16 protein-coding genes are annotated in these 17,988 nt (G+C 40.9%); 1 reads left to right on the top strand and 15 read right to left on the bottom strand.

What is annotated here, in order from left to right; translation table 11 throughout:
• Positions 1-62: 62 nt before the first annotated feature.
• The 13 genes from anfK to Ga0466249_RS03360 form a co-directional block, all read right to left on the bottom strand.
• Positions 63-1,451, bottom strand: a complete 1,389-nt coding sequence (anfK, locus tag Ga0466249_RS03420) for a Fe-only nitrogenase subunit beta (RefSeq protein ID WP_215828042.1) — start codon at positions 1,449-1,451, stop codon at positions 63-65.
• A gap of 68 nt (positions 1,452-1,519) precedes the next feature.
• On the bottom strand, positions 1,520-1,870 hold the full coding sequence (anfG, locus tag Ga0466249_RS03415) for a Fe-only nitrogenase subunit delta (protein ID WP_215828041.1): 351 nt from the start codon (positions 1,868-1,870) through the stop codon (positions 1,520-1,522).
• Between the two features lie 17 nt (positions 1,871-1,887).
• Complete coding sequence (gene anfD, locus Ga0466249_RS03410) at positions 1,888-3,453, bottom strand: nitrogenase iron-iron protein, alpha chain (protein WP_215828040.1); 1,566 nt, start codon at positions 3,451-3,453, stop codon at positions 1,888-1,890.
• A 64-nt stretch (positions 3,454-3,517) separates the two neighbouring features.
• A complete protein-coding gene (nifH, locus tag Ga0466249_RS03405; RefSeq protein WP_215828039.1) occupies positions 3,518-4,345 on the bottom strand; it encodes a nitrogenase iron protein in 828 nt (275 codons plus the stop codon).
• A 181-nt stretch (positions 4,346-4,526) separates the two neighbouring features.
• Entirely contained in the window at positions 4,527-4,934 is a 408-nt protein-coding gene (locus Ga0466249_RS03400) for a P-II family nitrogen regulator (protein ID WP_215828038.1), read from the bottom strand.
• Between the two features lie 13 nt (positions 4,935-4,947).
• Positions 4,948-5,274: a P-II family nitrogen regulator gene (locus Ga0466249_RS03395; protein WP_215828294.1), complete on the bottom strand. Its 327-nt coding sequence runs from the start codon at positions 5,272-5,274 to the stop codon at positions 4,948-4,950.
• Positions 5,275-5,348: 74 nt separating this feature from the next.
• Positions 5,349-5,579 carry a hypothetical protein gene (locus Ga0466249_RS03390; protein WP_215828037.1) on the bottom strand — a complete coding sequence of 77 codons (231 nt, stop codon included), beginning with the start codon at positions 5,577-5,579 and terminating at the stop codon, positions 5,349-5,351.
• 946 nt (positions 5,580-6,525) lie between these two features.
• Positions 6,526-8,526, bottom strand: coding sequence for an oxidoreductase (locus tag Ga0466249_RS03385; protein WP_246588419.1), 2,001 nt, complete (start codon positions 8,524-8,526; stop codon positions 6,526-6,528).
• Positions 8,527-8,615: 89 nt separating this feature from the next.
• A complete protein-coding gene (locus Ga0466249_RS03380) occupies positions 8,616-9,194 on the bottom strand; it encodes an indolepyruvate oxidoreductase subunit beta (RefSeq protein WP_215828036.1) in 579 nt (192 codons plus the stop codon).
• Between the two features lies 1 nt (position 9,195).
• Positions 9,196-10,974, bottom strand: coding sequence for an indolepyruvate ferredoxin oxidoreductase subunit alpha (gene iorA / locus Ga0466249_RS03375; RefSeq protein WP_215828035.1), 1,779 nt, complete (start codon positions 10,972-10,974; stop codon positions 9,196-9,198).
• Positions 10,975-11,011: 37 nt separating this feature from the next.
• Positions 11,012-11,911, bottom strand: a complete 900-nt coding sequence (locus tag Ga0466249_RS03370) for a phosphate acyltransferase (protein ID WP_215828034.1) — start codon at positions 11,909-11,911, stop codon at positions 11,012-11,014.
• An 18-nt stretch (positions 11,912-11,929) separates the two neighbouring features.
• Positions 11,930-12,994, bottom strand: coding sequence for a butyrate kinase (gene buk / locus Ga0466249_RS03365; RefSeq protein ID WP_215828033.1), 1,065 nt, complete (start codon positions 12,992-12,994; stop codon positions 11,930-11,932).
• 137 nt (positions 12,995-13,131) lie between these two features.
• Entirely contained in the window at positions 13,132-14,460 is a 1,329-nt protein-coding gene (locus Ga0466249_RS03360; protein WP_215828032.1) for an FAD-dependent oxidoreductase, read from the bottom strand.
• A gap of 190 nt (positions 14,461-14,650) precedes the next feature.
• On the opposite strand from Ga0466249_RS03360, the gene Ga0466249_RS03355 reads away from it, so the two are divergent.
• The gene (locus Ga0466249_RS03355; RefSeq protein ID WP_215828031.1) at positions 14,651-15,274 is read left to right on the top strand and encodes a TetR/AcrR family transcriptional regulator; all 624 of its coding nucleotides are present in this window, start codon (positions 14,651-14,653) and stop codon (positions 15,272-15,274) included.
• Positions 15,275-15,450: 176 nt separating this feature from the next.
• On the opposite strand, the gene Ga0466249_RS26995 is transcribed toward Ga0466249_RS03355, so the two are convergent.
• A complete protein-coding gene (locus Ga0466249_RS26995) occupies positions 15,451-16,266 on the bottom strand; it encodes a methyl-accepting chemotaxis protein (RefSeq protein WP_215828030.1) in 816 nt (271 codons plus the stop codon).
• A gap of 67 nt (positions 16,267-16,333) precedes the next feature.
• The gene (locus Ga0466249_RS03345) at positions 16,334-17,974 is read right to left on the bottom strand and encodes an MFS transporter (RefSeq protein ID WP_215828029.1); all 1,641 of its coding nucleotides are present in this window, start codon (positions 17,972-17,974) and stop codon (positions 16,334-16,336) included.
• Between the last annotated feature and the right edge of the window lie 14 nt (positions 17,975-17,988).

Genomic DNA, 17,988 nt, shown 5'->3' with positions numbered 1-17,988 from the left:
ATCAATCACCATCACATCTTATGATCCTTGACTACTTGGAGTCTAATGAATATTAATATGTCTTACCAAACATTCAGAATCCATTCCTTATTCTTCTTATACTCCATGTCGGTAAACAGCGTGTTCGCCATCTCTTCAGCCAGCCACGTAGCACCGGCATAACCAACAATAGGGTGGCGATACAGTCCAGCACGGTCATAAGTGGGAAATCCTACGCGTACCATGGGGATATTATATTCAATGGAAATAAACCGCCCTTTGGAATGTCCCAGAATAAGATCCAGTTCAAGCCCCCCGTTCTTAATCCGATTTTCCAGTTCCCATAAATCGGCATTGGTAATAATCTCCATGCCGTAATCGACATTCTTCTGAAGCTCCTTAATACGCGGATCATCCGGATAGGTCTTGTTGTCATCACCAAGCAGCAGCAGCATCGGCTTCATTTCCAGATCCAGACAGAATTCCGCCAAACCGATTACAAGATCGGGGTTCCCGTAAATGGCGACTTTCTTTTCGGCGAAAAACATATGCGTCAAATCAGTCAGAGCATCAATGGCAATGCCGCGTTCGCGGACAAGTGACTCAGGAATGGCCTTGCCTGTCAACTTTTTCACGTTCTGCAAAAATGTATCGGTGTTGCGAATACCAATGGGAGTCGGTCCAATGATTGTGGGAATGTCAAATTCATTTTGAAGATATTGAGCCGCTTTTCCGCCTTCATATCTGTTCAGCGCGATTGTACCCAGCGCATTCGCCGTCCCTATCAGATCCTCGATGGTCGTATTGCCATGGGAAACGGAACTGCCATCAGGCATCAAGGGAGAATCAAAGCTTTCAATTTCGAACAGTACCGTCGCATCCACTTGAATTTCCGCCAGGAGATGTTTAAGGGCCGTTACGTCACCCGGATTAACCCAGCCCGTAATTAAATTAAGCTTGCCATTGGGTTCGCTTTTTTTCGCAAAATAACTAACAATATCCTTCACTGCCACATCATAGCCAGTGACCTGGCTGCCCTTAAAACTGGGAGTATGAATAGGAATCAGGTGGACTTCCCTGCCGGGATATTTTTCTTGCAGCAGGCCTTCATTGAGTTTTATAACGGCACCGTCGACATCATCGCCGATAACCTCGGTCGAACAAGTTGTAATAATCGGAATCACTTTTACATGAGGATACCGCATCAAAAGGACATCGACTGCTTCTTCCACGCGATGAACAGCGCCGAACACCGCGCCATCCTCATGCACAGAAGAAGACGCCAGTTCGAAACTCTCTTTAAAATGTTGGGAGAACAGCAAACGAACAAACATGACACAACCCTGTCCGCCATGAACAATTCCAATACACTCTTTGATTCCGATGCTAGCAAACTGCGCGCCCGCAGGCTGGCAGGTAAATATCGGGTTGATAATACCGGCACGTTCCTTTTCTTTCACTTCACAAGACATAACATGGCTCCTTTTTCAATTGGTTTTGCTTAGCGTCCGCAGTCCTGACCAGCTCATAGCTTTACTGTTTAATAGTTTGGGTCCTTAAGCTCAGCATTCAGCGATCCTGTAATGGTTAAATAGTCTATGCGGTCTTTAAGTCCTTGCATGAGCGCCTTAATCTCCATTTTGTCCAGCGCAGCCAGCCACAAATACTGGCTTTGGAAACCTTCTGTCAGGCACTTGGCTTCCGCCCAATAGTACCTGTCAACAGGAGTCTCATGTTCAGCAGGTTCATCGCATAATAACTGCGTAGTTTTAGTCAGTATTCCTTCATTCTGTTTTTCTCTGTCCCAGGCACGAGAATTAAACTGCCACAGACAATTCTTCATAATATAATTCACCAATTGTTCAATCTGGTCTTTCATCATATCCTCCATAGCTAGCATTACCTCCATTACACCGCAGAAAGCTGTCTGGATGATGGGAAATTTGGATAAGTCTTTTCACGCAGCGGGGAAACACTGTCATATTTACCCGTGTATTCTCTCAGCTCCGCTGAAGCAGTAACTTCTTCGCTTAAATTCACATCGGAAATCATTTTCCTTGTGACAAACCCCTTATCTGTAGGTATTTCATCTTTGCTGATATCCAAACCAGAAAGTTGATGAATGGGTGAATAAATAGCATTGTAAATATCACGGGCAAACCGGACCCAGCCTTCAAATCCTTTATAAGGGCCGTTATGATAGGCATGGGCATTGAGATAGGGAACCCGGACTTTTTTACCAACCTCACCCGGACGTTTGCCTGTAAAGATAACATCAGGCTGCAACTTTGCCATAGCTTCCAAGCTTTCAAGCTCATTGGGATCATCAATAGCCAGCGCACCTACTTCGCAACGGGCAATGCCTTTTTCCATATCCCCCTGATGACCGAATTTCGTATACACTGAAACCACTTCGACGCCCATTTCGGCGTGAATGGCATGCGCCCAATGCCAAAGCTTGGAGCCGCCTGGCCACAAACACACCTTTTTTCCTCGTAGTCTTTCCCTGTACCAGTCGAGCTCCGGTTTCCATCTGGCTGTCTCCTCGTCGATAATGGCCTGAGCCCGATCTTCGATGCCAAAAAATAAGCCGATCTTCTTCAGTGACACTGACAGAGCTTCAAAACCACATCCATCGATATCCATTCGCGGAATACCATATCTTTGTCTGAGTTCATTGCAGATATACTCAGCAGAGCGGGCGCATTCCAGTACATTCAGATGAGCGAGATGCATCCCGCGGAGATCATCATAAGATCCGTTACCAGTAAAAGTGGACAAAACCTGAATGCCCATGCGCTTGAAATAATCTACCATAACTTCCTGATCGCCCTGAATGTTATACTCACCCACATAATTGATGACGTAATCACTGGTGATTTTTGGTTCAAATGTTCCGACCTTGTCATTGACCCACGCAATATTGATTTTGTGATGCCCTCCCGACTGACTGGGACCAGCAAACCCAGGGGAATTGCAAACGAAAATATCGACCTCAGGCATTTCCTCCATTACTTCTTCGGCAATCGCATTAATATCATCCCCGATGAGGGCCGAAGCGCAAGTTTGATAAAGTGACATTCGTTTAATATCGGGAAATGCCTTAAATGCTTCAATAATATTTTGCTTGAGCAGCTTTTCGGCACCAAAAATAACATGTTTCTCTTTCATATCTGTGGCGTAAGTATAGTGAAGCTGAAAATTATTGTTATCGCTGATATAGCGCTTGGTCTGCCACGTGTCGTAAGTGCAGCCGATCGGTCCATGGCTCATATGGATAACATCCTTCATAGGTGTACCGATGACATGCTTGGCTCCGCAATAGGCGCAGCCGCGTTCCGATATGGACCCTGGAATAGTATTAAGGTATCCAAGGGGCAGGGCTGACGTCAAATCTTCGCTGGGTTCTTTATCAACAGCGTGCTGTTTCCTTTCAGGAATACACTTACTGCAGTCAAATTCATGATATGGCATAATTTATTCGTTCCTCCTTTAATGAACAGCATGATCCTTCACCTATCGGACGACGGTGTGATTTTCAATCGGAAATACCATATTTAACAACCATCGCTTCTAACTCATCCATCTTAAGCGGTTTCGGAATAACGAAATTCTTATTCTCAATAATTTTGCGAGCCAGTTCACCATATTCTTTCGCCTGATTACAATCCGCATCATATTCAACAACTGTTTTTTTGTTAAATTCCGCTTTTTGAACAATATTATCACGAGGTACAAAATGAATCATTTGAGTACCAATTGCAGCCGTAAATTCTTCCAAAAATTCTTGTTCACGGTCCACTTTGCGACTATTGCAAATGACCCCACCGAGACGCACACCACTTTGTTTGGCATATTTCAACAAGCCCTTGCAAATATTATTTGCTGCATAAATAGCCATCATTTCACCAGAAGCAACGATATACACTTCTTGGGCTTTACCGTCGCGAAGGGGCATGGCGAATCCGCCGCATACAACATCACCGAGTACATCAAAAAATACAAAATTCAAATCATCCGTATAAGCTCCATTTTTCTCCATCATATCAATGGCTGTGATAACACCACGACCTGCACAGCCAACGCCTGGTTCCGGACCGCCGGACTCCACGCAGCGAATTCCACCATACCCTGATTTTACAATTTTCTCAACGGTAATTTTTTCTTCGCCCTCATCGCGGAGCATATCCATTAATGTCTTTTGATTCATTCCGCCCAGAATAAGGCGAGTGGAATCTGCTTTAGGATCACAGCCGTGGATAAATACTTTTTGATCGTAAAAATGTACCATTGCCGCGGCAGTATTTTGTTGAGTAGTGGATTTACCAATTCCGCCTTTTCCATAAATCGCAATTTTTCTTGTCATTTCTGTTTTCCCCTTTGATTGATAGATTTTTTACAGTCGGCGCTACGGCCGTAAATTATTTACAGTGAATAACTTTTTACGTAAAATAACTTTCTTTTTACATCGCATCCAAAAATACATTAAATCATTACGATCATTTAGATCATATAACGGTATCTTTATATCGCATTCATTCTGCCGATCATATGGCCGCGTCGCCTGTTTCACCTGTTCTGACACGAATCGCATCCGAAACCGGCAAGACAAATATTTTGCCGTCACCGACATGATTATCTGTCCGGTTTGCGTTGATAATGGATTCGATAATTTTAGGCACTTCATCATCATGTGCCAAAATATTGAACATACGGCGAGGGAAAAATCGTGTACCATCCAAAAATTGAGTAACCAATTTTTCAGTCTTAGCATCGTTCTCGTTCGTCATGGCCAATAAAGTTTTCCGACGTTCGGCAATAAGCGACAAATCCTGAACCAGCCTACCGCGTCCCATTACTTTAGTGGCGGTAAATCCAGCCACTCCGCTTTCCACCAAAGCCCGCTTTGTATCGCTCACTTTATTCATCCTGACTACGGCAATGATTTCTTTCATAGTCGCTTCCCCCTCACAAACCTGTAGCGCCACTAGAAATAGTGTATACTGCTTCAACCGGACTGATAAAAATCTTTCCATCACCAAAGGCACCGGTATCACCGCTTTTGGCATGTTTAAGAATGACTTTCACAATATTGTCTTTATCGTCAGCCGAAGCTACCATCATAATCAAAGACTTTGGAATTTCATCGTACACAACACCGCCAACTTTAATTCCCATTTGTTTCCCGCGCCCTACGACATCAAGGACAGTAGCAGCGTGAAATCCAGCATTCGACAATCCCGCAAGAAGTTCATCCTTTTTTTCAGGTCGAACAATGGCTTTAACCAATATCATCATAATCTACTCCTTTATTTTTGTTATAAACATAACAGCACCTATCCAATGAGAATCCTGCAATCACCAGCTGGCTAATCCATACATTGAGAGTAACTCACCGTCATTTCGCCTTTTAGAAAACCATCAATTAAGGCTTCTGATTTCTTGATTTCTTTTTCATTTGACAAGGAAATTAAATCCGCTTTACAAACACTGCTTAATTTAGGAGCCATAACCTTGTTAGTTGCAATAACGTCATGTCCGACAGATCCGTAACCATTCATCATATCCGGGCTGCCTACTGGCAAGGCCTCTTCTTCCATAAGACTATTTTCCTCCCTGTTTTTTTCTTGAAAAAAGACAACCAACTTGTTATAATATAAATTGGGTAAATTGAATAGACCTAGTGCCACTGGGAATAAAAATTTGCCTCTACTTCATGGGTATTTGTGGTACCCATGAAGTTTTATCATGTTATGCTTAAACCACTCGATAGAATCACCTCCTTAAAATATCGGCATATGCCAAATTTTTCAGTCCCCGATAAGCCGTAAATGGATAAACTAAATAAACCTAGCGCCACCGGAAGAAAAATATTTTTTCGTTACTAAGCTTGATAGATATTTGTGGTATCTATCAAGCTTTTTTTACTGAATATTTAAAAGAAAATAAAAAAAATCAATTAACCGCACGTACGGCTAATTGATACCCCGTTGTATCTACGTAAATTACTATTTACACACAATATATACCAAAACAACACCATAGTCAATATATTTTTTAAAGATCAGCAATCTACACTTAACTAAAATCAACATAAATCAATAGTAATTTCATTTTAATTAGTTTTAGTTTGTTTTAGTTTGCGGTAGATTGTCAAGTCAAGTGCGACACTTCGTTTAGAAAGACTTCACTAGCAGATTTCCAGCCTAAGCATTATCGTCAATACACGACCCACGGCTTTAGAAATTCGCTCCAGACATTTTCAACCAATCTAAGTCTGGAGCCAGTAAAATCAATGGTTCTACAAACTTATAATTCACATGCAATGTATCTATTCCACTCATTCTATGATGAGTGTTTGAATACTATTTTCTAAAGTACATAGAGGCTACTATGCAGCCCCTATCAATCGTTTCTATATTTTTTTAGTACATAGTCAATAAGTAGTAGTTATATTCAGCTAACAGATTTTGCTAAATTCGCCCTAATTATTAAAGCCAGAACAAAAATAGTTAATGATTACATTACTCTTAAACTCCATTTATTTTAAAGTGTCCTACTCAGTTCAAAAGCATCCCATATTGCATACATAATATTGGAAACTTGCCGTGCATCACCTAATAAATAAACATTATCGACACTGTCTTTAATCTGTTCATATAAGGAATCGTTTGAATTATATCCAACTGCAAGAATAACTGAATCAACCGACAATTCTTCTTCTACACCTTCTTTTGTTATGACGATTTTTTTATCTATTACTTTTAAAACTTTTGTCATAGTGCATACTTCGATATGATTAAATGGCATAAGGTCTTTCAGCATGCTACTATTTGCATGACAAAGAGGAGCCCCGGCATTTAGAATTTCAGGCATACTTTCAATAATCGTAACCTTTTTACCTCGTCGTGAAAGCATTAATGCGAGTTCACAGCCTACTAATCCCCCGCCGATTATAACCGTTTTTTCTCCTGCATCCTTTTTGCCCAGTAATACCTCTTCCGCTGTGTACACAATATTTCGATTACCTAAATCAATTACTTTAGGTACCGATCCTGTTGCAATAATAACAGCATCGGTTTGAACACCCTTTAACATTTCCGGTGTAACTTCTATATTATATTGGATATTAACCTTCAGCGTTTCAAGCTCTTGTTTGTACCAAGCTACTAATGCATGGTCGTCCTCTTTAAAATCAGGCGCTCCACCTGGAATTAAATTGCCGCCAAGTTCTTGGCTTTTTTCAAACAGAGAAACCTCATGCCCTCTCAATGCTAAAACGCGGGCAGCTTCACAACCTGCAATACCGCCGCCAACTACAACTATCCTCTTTTTAGTAGATGCCGACGCAACGAGCATTTCATTTTCCCGCCCACAAGCCGGATTGACGGCACAACTCAAAGAACAATATTCCTGCAACCTACCCATGCAGCCTTCCTGACAAGAAAGGCATGGACGAATTTTTTGTATTTGGTTTTTTGCTATTTTTTCTACTATAAAAGGATCCGCTAAAAGAGGCCGTCCTAAACTGACCATATCGGTCATGCCCATTGCCACCGCGTTGCTTGCTAAGTCTGGGTTATCCATTCGTCCGGCAGTAATAATCGGCTTACTAACGGCGTTTTTGCACATTTCGGCGTATTTCAGATACAAACCTTTATCCTGGTACATTGGAGGATGACTCCAATACCACGCGTCATACGATCCAACGTCTACATCAAAAGCGTCATATCCAGCCTTTTCTAATATTTTTATTGCTTCCATGCCTTCTTCTATATCACGGCCTTTTTCTACAAAAGTCTCACCAGGCAATCCTCCAACTCGTAAATCTTTAATGAAGCTTTTGGGAGAATACCGTAAAATTACCGGGTATTCAGGACCGCAAGTTCTTTTTATTTCCTGTAATATTTCAATTGCAAAACGCAGCCGGTTTTCAAGACTGCCACCATACTCATCCGTTCTGTGATTAAAAAGAGAAATAGCAAACTGATCAATAAGATACCCTTCGTGCACTGCATGAATTTCAATGCCGTCAAAACCGGCCCGTTTAGCAATAGCAGCAGATTCGCCAAATTTCTTTACAATATATTTGATTTCATCAACAGTTAATTCGCGGCAGATTATACTATCCAACCACCGGTGCGGAATAGCAGACGGCGCTACCGGCGGAACATCGCCCAAATTAGTCGGAATTGTCACCCGGCCAAAACCACCCGAAAGCTGGAGAAAAATCTTGGCATGGTAAGCATGGACTCTTTCCGTCATTTCTTTAGATGTTCTGGCAAAATGAACAGGATTATAAGTCGGGCAACACATAGCCGGCATTGGATGAAGTTCCACTTTGTTTTCCACGAAAGTAACCCCTGTAATAATCAATCCAGTTCCACCCTTGGCTCGTTCGGTGTAATACTGGATTCCTCGTTGAGTCCAACCTCCCTGAGCGTCGCAAAGCCCTCCTGGTCCCATGGGAGCCATAGCAAAACGGTTTTTAATTTCACACCGAGCAATTTTCATAGGTTCAAATAAATTCCCATACTTTCTTCCCAATACTATCCCCTCCCCAATTATGTGATAAAAAAATCCCCGAAAGGCGCTTTCAGCACACAATCGTACTTGTGTGCTGAATCGTCATTTTATTAGCTAACTGCATTAAGTCCTGCTCTAAATGCCTTTATATTTACTTCCACTGTCTTTGGTTTTACATTGTTTTTGATAACTTGCTCCCAATTGATATTCGTAAGCTGCATTCCTTTGACCAAAGCTCCAAATAATACAATATTCATAGATTTTATATTTCCTAACTCTTGAGCTAGTTTAGCAGCTTTAACTACCGAAGTATCCGCTTTTTCTTTTAAAATGTCCAAAACCCCTTCAGGATAATCCTGTTTTCCCATTAGAATCGGAGCAGATGGGATTTGATAGTCATTTACAACTACCTTTCCCTTAGGATTTAAGTATTCCAACCATCTTAAAGCCTCCATAGATTCAAAAGCAACAAGAATATCAGCCTGTCCTTTAGAGATAATAGGGGAATATACTTTTTCCCCATATCGCACCTGATTACTTACGCTACCTCCGCGTTGCGCCATACCGTGGACTTCGGACATTTTCACATCAAATCCGGCATTCACCAATCCTGAGGAAAGAATTTTTCCGACAAGAATGGTTCCTTGTCCACCAACACCAACTAATAAAACATTTTTTGTTTGTGCCATTTTATTTCGCCACCTTCGCTATTGCCTTTACAGGGCACACTTGTTGACAAACTCCGCAGCCGATACATTGAGCTGAATCAATTTTAACCTTTTTAATTGGTTTATCAAACCTTAGTGCAGGACAGCCTGTTTTAATACAGGCTTTACATCCAATACACTTATTGAGATCTACGTCACAATTTGTCCTGTAGTCACCAAATTCACTCTTATCTTCTGTCGAATGCTTTTTCAGAACGCATGGCCATCTGGTAATAATAACGGATGGCTCATCAAGAGATAATGCCCAATCTAATGCGTCATTGACTTCTGTTAAGTCATTAGGATTTATTATCCTTATATGTTCAATACCAATGGCTTTGCAAAGTTCAGGTATGTCTACAATTTTGGTTGGTTTTCCTTGTAATGTATAACCTGTCCCAGGATTCTCCTGATGGCCTGTCATACCTGTAATACGGTTATCTAAAATACATGTGACGGTTTTGCTCTGATTGTATGCTATATGCATCAAACTATTGACACCGGTATGGAAAAAGGTTGAATCACCTATCGTAGCAACCACACGGTATTTATCCTGGAACTTAGTAAATGTTTGCTGTGCACCATGCCCGACACTGATGCTAGCTCCCATACATACGCTCATGTCTTTAGCCAACAAAGGCTCGGCACCGCCTAAACCATAGCATCCGATATCGCCGCTTATCATGATATTTTTTCGTTTAGCAAGTGCATAAAAGAAGCCTCTATGCGGACATCCGGCACAAAGTGAAGGCGGTCTATTGGCAACGCTAGAGTCATCGTAAGCAATTAATGAATTTTCTTTATTTAATAATACCTTTGCAATAATATCAGGAGTCAATTCCCCTAATACCGGAATTTTCTCTTTGCCGATACAAGCAATCCCGGCAGCTTTTATTTGCTCTTCCAGATAAGGTTCCAGTTCTTCTATAACATACAAAGTTTTAACTTGAGCTGCAAACTGTTGGATTTTTTCCATAGGCAACGGATAAGTAAAGCCCAGCTTAAGATAAGATGCACTGTTGCCAAATACTTCTCTAGCATACTCATAGGCCACACCGGAGGAAATAATTCCGATAGCTTTATCATTCCACTCAATAAAATTTATATCGGTTTCGTTGGAAAACTGTTCTAAATCTTTAAGCCTTTCTTCCACTTTCCTATGAAGGACACGCGAAACAGCAGGCACTAAATCATATTTTTGCAAATTCTTTACATACGGTTTCTTTTCTATTGGGGTTCTTTCTCCGGCTTCTACCAAACTCTTACTATGGGATACCCGTGTGGTCATACGAAACAAAATGGGTGTATTAAATTTTTCACTAATCTCATACGCCGCTTTTATCATATCCCGGCATTCCTGGCTATTACTAGGCTCTAGCATAGCCAATTTGGCAAACTTAGCATAATAGCGATTATCCTGCTCATTTTGTGACGAATGCATACCAGGGTCATCGGCACTAACTAAAACCAATCCGCCGTTTACACCCGAATAAGAAAAACTGAATAACGGATCTGCCGCGACATTTACACCAACCATCTTCATCGCTGCCAAGGATCTGGCCCCCGCATAACAGGCACCTATAGAACTTTCTAATGCCGTCTTCTCATTTGGTGCCCACTCCGCTGTAATTTCCTCTTTATAAGCAGCGATATTTTCCAGTATTTCAGTACTGGGTGTTCCCGGATAAGCACAAGCGTATGTTACACCTGCTTCATATGCGCCCTGCACAACCGCTTCGTTTCCTGTTAATAATTGTTTCATATTCACTCCCCCGTTCTTATCATTTTCACATCAGTATTTAACGCGGTACCGCCAAACAAGCTAATGCAATAGCGTTTAATTTTTCCTCTGCTGTAGCGGATCGCGATGCCATAACAATAGGATGGGTTGCCCCCACAACAATACCCACATTTTTAGCTTTAGCATAATAAACGAGTGTTTTACCAACAAGATTTCCCGCCTCAATATTGGGCACGACAAAAAGGTCGACTGCGCCAGCAATTTGGCTCTTAATTCCTTTATGTTCCGCAGCTTGTTTACTTGCTGCTACATCCATAGCGATAGGTCCTTCAATAATCCCGGCTGTAAAATGCTCTTTTTCATTTAATGTGACAAGTGTTTGAGCATCCACTGTAGCAGGCATTTTAGAATTAACCATCTCATTTGCCGTCAAGATTGCGACATTAGGATGGTCAATTCCGAGCGCCTTTAGCGCAATTAGAGCATTAATCAATATGTCCTTTTTTTCTTCCAATGTAGGAGCAATATTCATTCCTCCATCAGTATGAAAGGCTAATTTTTGTTCCCCTGGAATTTCGAACACAGCCAGATGACTAAGCAGTCTTCCAGTTCTTAGCCCCACTTCACTATTCAATACGGCCTTTAAAAAAGTGCCGCTGTTTACCATGCCCTTCATTAAAATATCTGCTTTTCCTTCTTTAACAAGTGAAACTGCTATCAATGCGGCCTGACTGTCATCCTCTTCATGAACTAAAGGTGTGTCAAGTGGTAATCCTACTTTCGATAACATTGGCTTTATTAAATCAACATTTCCCACCAAGATGGAACGAATAAGCCCTGCATCCTGTGCTGCCTTGACTGCCGCTAAAACTTCCAAATCTTGTGCAACTGCTACGCTTACAGTTACACTTCCTTTTTGCCTGGCTTTTTCCAGTACTTCCCTAAAATTTTGAAGCATGCCCTACTCGCCTCTCTTTTACTGATATACCAGGGGGAGTTCTTCCCCCCGCAAAACTCTTAAAGCACCATTGGCAAGGGATTCTAATTCCTCTTCCCCGGGAATCACAATAACAGGGCTTATGAATTCGACTCTTCTAGTAATCTCACCGACAATTTTAGCCGAATTAGCAATTCCGCCAGTTAAAATAATACGATCAACATTTCCCTCTAATACAGTAGCTAAAGCACCGATTTCTTTTGCAACCTGATAAGAAAATGCCGCCAGCAGTAAGTCTGCTTTTTTATTACCATCAGCAGCCATCTTCTCTACCTGACGAACATCTTTTGTACCTAAATAAGCATAAACACCGCCGGAAGTAAACAATCTCTCCTTAATTTCATTGAAGGTGTATTTTCCAGAATAACATAGTTTCACTAATTGATTAATTGGCAATCCCCCGCAACGATCAAGTGAAAAGGCACCCTCTTCACGACCATCGCAAATATCAATCATTTTTCCTGTAGAATGAACCGAAAGGGTAACTCCAGTACCTAAATGTGCTACTACTAATCTAAGGTCCTCATATTTTTTTCCCATATCAAGGGCTACTTTACGAGAAACCGCTTTCATGTTAAGCGCATGCGACATACTAATACGTTCAAACTCAGGCGAACCGGATATCTTTGCTACCGGATCCATTTCGTCTACGCACACCGGATCAACAATATATGCCGGCACCTTATAATTCTGAGCCAAATTAAATGCCAGAATAGCTCCTAAATTGGAAGCATGTTCACTTCGTGCGGCCTTTTTAAGATCTTCTATCATTAAATTATTAACCAAATACGTACCACCCGTTAAGGGTTTTAAAAGTCCGCCCCGTCCCACTATAGCATGTATTGTGTCGAGTCCAATTCCTCTGTTGTGTAAGGCGTCTCGAATTAGACCCAATCGATACGGATATTGATCAAAAATAGATTGAAACGATTCAAGCTCTTTATCTTGATGTTCTACTGTCATTTTAAATAAGGACTCTTGATCTTCATATACCGCTAGCTTTGTCGATGTCGCTCCCGGATTAACGGCGAGTACTCTATACATAAATCCCCCTCCCTTCTTCAAATAACTTCCAATAAATTCGAAACCGTGTATCATGCAAGCTTATCAATTAAACAAACTTGCATGTACGGTTTGCTCTAATCCCTTTTTGGTATCTTTTTATCTTCAGGTTAGACTAATTAAGGCAAATAAACGCCTTGCTTCTTCAACATTCCTTGCAAAACCTTCACATCTATGTCCCTTGGCTGTACATTAGAATCCAAAGCTAGTACGGCTGCCGCTCCGGCTGCCTCACCCATTGTTATACAATGAGGAATAAGGTTCGTCCAGTTATTCGCTTCCACATCAGAAGAAAAGCTTCTGCCCGCAACTAACAAGTTATTAATTTTTTTAGGCACCAAGGCCCGATAGGGTATATGTGCCGCAGCTTTTGAAACTGACAAATCAATAGCCGGTACTGCGGAAATAACATCACTATGTTTCTTTAACTGCTTGATATCGTCATACAGAACTTTGTACATACCCTTTACCCTACGGCTGCCACGCGTGCCAACCTGTGGTGCCGTATCATGCAAAAAGCTGTCTTTATTAAACCCGGGTACTTCCTTTTTCAAATACTCAATTACGTCTAAAACAGTTCTTCTAACCTCAAACTCTACTTTAGTCAGATCTTTCACTTTCAAACAGTCTCTATTAGGTATCCAATTGTTTACCCACATAACATCATTCCTCGGCGTCGGAAACGGTAATGATTTAAATCCTGCAATCTCCTGAAGCTTTTCAACATTTTTACCCCATTCTTTTGGGTTTTCTGCCTTGTATTTTGCGAATGTTTCAAAATCTACATTCCCTATCCGATAAACAAGCGCCATCATACCATTTCGGATTGACTTATCGGGATCCAAATCAAAATCCGCCCCTGCTGAAGCAAAAATATCTCCATCACCGGTACAATCAATAACAATTTTTCCCAATATGACTTGTCTTCCCTCTTTACTTTCAAAGACAACTCCCTTAACGGTACCCTCTTCTACCAGCGCCCGGCAGCCCCAGCTGTGCAGATACACATCCACTCCGGCTTCTTCCACCATCTCGTTTAAAACAATCTTTAGCATTTCCGGATCAGCATAAGCTCCATAACAAATTACATTTGCCCAAACTAACGAGAAATAGTTACGCCACGACTCAATCAGTTCTGGGTTGTTACTGCCGACATCCCGCTTATTAGTGCCTATAACACCACCGGGTTTTTTAGCAAGGCGGTCCAGCCATTCCATTACCATTCCAGCCTGTTCAATCTGTGGGCCCGTACTTAGATGCGGAATTAAAACTACTATACCACCGGTAGCCATACCACCCAAGTAGCCATATCTTTCTAATAAGATAACCTTTTTAGCGCCGTTGCGTTTTGCGCTAATCGCTGCGGATACCCCCGCAGGTCCACCGCCTACTACTACTACATCTGCCTCATCCACTACATTAAGATTTTGTGCCGGTTCTAAAATCATTTTTTCTCCTCCTTTAATTTAATTCATATCTCCAAAAATAGATTGCTTTTTGACTTACATACCCCGGTATCTAAATGTTAACATACCCGAGTATGTAAGTCAATATTTTTCTATTTACGCATTTTTAAATGGGAAAAATTTTCAGATCGTGATAAAATAGTAAAATAATAAAGAAAAAGTGAGTGATTCTATGAACCTTCGAGAAATCCAATCCTTGGAAACAGAACAAAAAATCTTCTCCACTGCCTTAGCACTCTTTGATGCAAAAGGGTATGATAATGTAACAATAAACGATATTTGTCATCAAATAGGTCTTACTAAAGGGGCCTTTTATCATCACTTTAATTCAAAATCAGATATTCTAATTATGAAATACAAATTCAATGAAAATTCTTTACTAAAATATTACCATTCAATTTCTGCCGACAAACCTTTACAAAAATTAGAAAAAATTATAAAAAGATTTTTGGATTATCCAAAAATTACTTCGCTTGAAGAAATGAAAAGCTCATTTAAAGTACAAATTGATTCTCATTACCAGGAATTCGTCGGCGGCGACAGCGCTGTTCAGAAAAATATTCTTATAAAAATAATCGAGGAAGGCCAATCAACCGGCGATATTAGAAATGATATGCCAGCTGAACTGTTAGCAGACATCATAATCAGGTATAAATTCGGATTATATATTGAATGGTGTATTAAAGACGGTAATATGGATATCACTACACTAGGCCAAAGAGATTATGATGCCCTAATAAATACGCTACTTATTGCGGATAAGCGAAAACACTCTACCGATATGAAGCTTCTTTGACACCGTTGAAATATCTATAAATTTCCTATACAAAAAAAGACAGCCCCGCAAAAATATGCGAGGCTATTAGTTATGTCTAAATTACATCGGTTTGATTTTTGGCTTTCAAGGCAGCCCTTTCTTAAATGAGAGGCCTACAAATAGCACAAGTTACCATTCTACTATCTGATTAACATTTATGAAACAGTCGCAATCTTCTCCAACTCCGCAGCATTTGAAGTTAATTGTTGCATAACTGCTGAAATCTCTCCCGTAGCCTTTGCCTGTTGCTCACTAAATTCAGCAGTAGTAACAATTGTTCTAACAACTTCCTGTGATTCCTTCTGGATTGTTTGCATGATAGTCTTTATATTCCTAACAGATTCTGAACTATTGATTGCCATCTTACGAATTTCTTCTGCTACAACAGCAAATCCCCGACCAACTTCTCCTGCACGAGCAGCCTCAATAGCCGCATTTAGACCTAACAGATTTGAATTATCAGCTACTTCACTAACAAATTTTAATATCTCATCTGTTTTTTTTACTTCTGAAAGAACGGTTGCCCCGCCCTTGTTTACCTTATTCAAATTATCCGCCAATGAATTGGCATCCCTATCCAACCCTGAAATAGTCGCACAAATTTGCTGAGATGTTGCAGCAATTGACTGAGCAACGCCATGTAACGTATCCTGCAATTTCATTGATGTACCAACACTAATAGCCCCAACTACCTGTCTATCTTCCGAAAAAATTGGATCAGCAATTACTTTAAGTTTTATACCAAACACGTGCTCTGGAATCACTCGTAAAACACGTTGTTTTGTAGCAAGACATTCGACAACTACTCCCCCGGTAAGAATGGTACCTATTTTGAAATTCGAGCCAAATGTCTTAGCTGGAATAAATTGGAGAATTCTTGCTTCCGCATCAGTAACTATGACATTACAATCATTAATATTCAATTTAGCATAGGTTTCCGCTGAAGCAACGATCGATGCCAAATCTGCCATATTCAATCACTTCCTTTCACAAACCTCTCTTCTTACATAATGTCCATAACCGTACACCTATCGCTTTTTACCGATTTCGTCCCGGAATTTTATCCGGCATAGGCAATTCTTTAATACTAAGAGCACAAACAACAGAAATACACACCAAAAGTGCTGCAGTAATAAATACGCTTTGAAGTCCTTGCTGCATGCTTGAGTGAACAATCTCAACTGCTTGTTTGAAAAGTTCGGGACCTTGTGGACCAGTCGCAGCAAAAGAATTTTCCAACGTCTTCATAGCAGCCGCATCAACTAAAATTCTGGGATTATGAAGAGTTGCAAGCTGTGTGGCTGTCAAAGACGACGCCAATACAGGAGTAAGCTTAGCATTGAAAGTGGAAGTGAACGTACTGTTCATGACAGAACCAAGTAAAGAAGGGGCAAGTGCAAATCCTAACGAAGCAAAATAATATAAGGTTCCGGCTGCTTGTCCGGATTCCTCTGGTTTAAGGCCATTAAGCGCAGCGATAGGATTTACTGCCGGCATATACCCCCCAAATATCCATTGAATACACAGAATTGCCGCAAGCAAAAACAAATTAATTCCCGGTTGAAGCTGACTTACGATAAGTAATGCCACTACACTGGAAGCAGGACCCAAAATTAAAAGCCATTTATAATGTTTGGTTTTACTCATTAACCAACCACCGATAATACCGGATACTGCAGGAATTGCAGCCGCCGGCCCTGCTACCACGCCATGCATCGTAGCGCTGAGTCCTAAAACAGCCTGCGTAAATAGGGGAATGTAAATAATTCCGGCCATAAGACCAAATGCCATAAAAGTTGAAACCATTGACGCTGTCATAAAATTCCTGTTTTTCAGTAAACGTGGGGAAACAAGTGCATAAGGGATCTGGCATTCGTGACGATAAAAAACTACAAACATGACAAGTGAAAAACCAATCAGGCCAATATTGACAGGAGTACCCCATTTGTACAATGATCCAGCCCATGAAAAAGCTAATAATAAAGGAACTGATGCCGCCGCTAGAAGCAAAGAGCCTAAATAGTCCATTTTGGCTTTTTTCTCACTACATATATTAGGCACAACAACATAAACCAAAATTAATGCTAAAAGGGCCAAGGGTATTGGCAAAATAAAGCTCCAGCGCCAACCGAATACATCCGTAATCCAACCAGCCAAAACCGGTATAAAGGTACTAGCAATTGCCGTCATTACAACAGTAAATCCACTGTATTTCCCTCTTTTAGCAGGTGCAAATAAGTCGGCAATTATTGCAAAAGTTACTGCCTGTAAACCTCCAGTACCAATACCTACTATTCCTCTTGCTGCAATAAGCACAATAAACGAAGGGCTTGCAGCACATAGGATTAGCCCAACAACAATAATTCCCAACATTGTCAGAAAAATATTTCTGCGCCCGTAAGTATCGGAAAGTTTACCCCATATTGGTGCCATGCAGGTTGCAATTAGCATATTAACAGTAAATACCCAGGAATAAAGATTTATTCCATTAAGTTGCCCAGCAACACGAGGCATAATATTTGTTACAAGTGCCCGGTCAACGTAAAAAATTGAATAACTCAACAGAATACAAGCGAATGCAAATATTGCCCGATGATAACTTATTGTTTCCCAGGGGTCTGCCTTCGTGGCTTCATTCGCCTGCGTCGTAAGATTATCCAATTCCATCACTCTCCCCATTTTCAAAGTTCCTG

This window comes from Pelorhabdus rhamnosifermentans (assembly GCF_018835585.1).
GTDB lineage: Bacteria > Bacillota > Negativicutes > UMGS1260 > UMGS1260 > Pelorhabdus > Pelorhabdus rhamnosifermentans.
This window is presented reverse-complemented; position numbering and strand designations above follow the sequence as displayed.

Coding starts and splice junctions, on each gene's coding strand:
- Ga0466249_RS03395 (WP_215828294.1), bottom strand. CDS start 5,274: ATGATATTGGTTAAAGCCATTGTTCGACCTGAAAAAAAGGATGAACTT.
- Ga0466249_RS03390 (WP_215828037.1), bottom strand. CDS start 5,579: ATGGAAGAAGAGGCCTTGCCAGTAGGCAGCCCGGATATGATGAATGGT.
- Ga0466249_RS03400 (WP_215828038.1), bottom strand. CDS start 4,934: ATGAAAGAAATCATTGCCGTAGTCAGGATGAATAAAGTGAGCGATACA.
- anfK (WP_215828042.1), bottom strand. CDS start 1,451: ATGTCTTGTGAAGTGAAAGAAAAGGAACGTGCCGGTATTATCAACCCG.
- nifH (WP_215828039.1), bottom strand. CDS start 4,345: ATGACAAGAAAAATTGCGATTTATGGAAAAGGCGGAATTGGTAAATCC.
- iorA (WP_215828035.1), bottom strand. CDS start 10,974: ATGAAACAATTATTAACAGGAAACGAAGCGGTTGTGCAGGGCGCATAT.
- Ga0466249_RS26995 (WP_215828030.1), bottom strand. CDS start 16,266: ATGGCAGATTTGGCATCGATCGTTGCTTCAGCGGAAACCTATGCTAAA.
- Ga0466249_RS03360 (WP_215828032.1), bottom strand. CDS start 14,460: ATGATTTTAGAACCGGCACAAAATCTTAATGTAGTGGATGAGGCAGAT.
- Ga0466249_RS03345 (WP_215828029.1), bottom strand. CDS start 17,974: ATGGGGAGAGTGATGGAATTGGATAATCTTACGACGCAGGCGAATGAA.
- Ga0466249_RS03370 (WP_215828034.1), bottom strand. CDS start 11,911: ATGCTTCAAAATTTTAGGGAAGTACTGGAAAAAGCCAGGCAAAAAGGA.
- Ga0466249_RS03380 (WP_215828036.1), bottom strand. CDS start 9,194: ATGGCACAAACAAAAAATGTTTTATTAGTTGGTGTTGGTGGACAAGGA.
- buk (WP_215828033.1), bottom strand. CDS start 12,994: ATGTATAGAGTACTCGCCGTTAATCCGGGAGCGACATCGACAAAGCTA.
- anfD (WP_215828040.1), bottom strand. CDS start 3,453: ATGCCATATCATGAATTTGACTGCAGTAAGTGTATTCCTGAAAGGAAA.
- anfG (WP_215828041.1), bottom strand. CDS start 1,870: ATGGAGGATATGATGAAAGACCAGATTGAACAATTGGTGAATTATATT.
- Ga0466249_RS03355 (WP_215828031.1), top strand. CDS start 14,651: ATGAACCTTCGAGAAATCCAATCCTTGGAAACAGAACAAAAAATCTTC.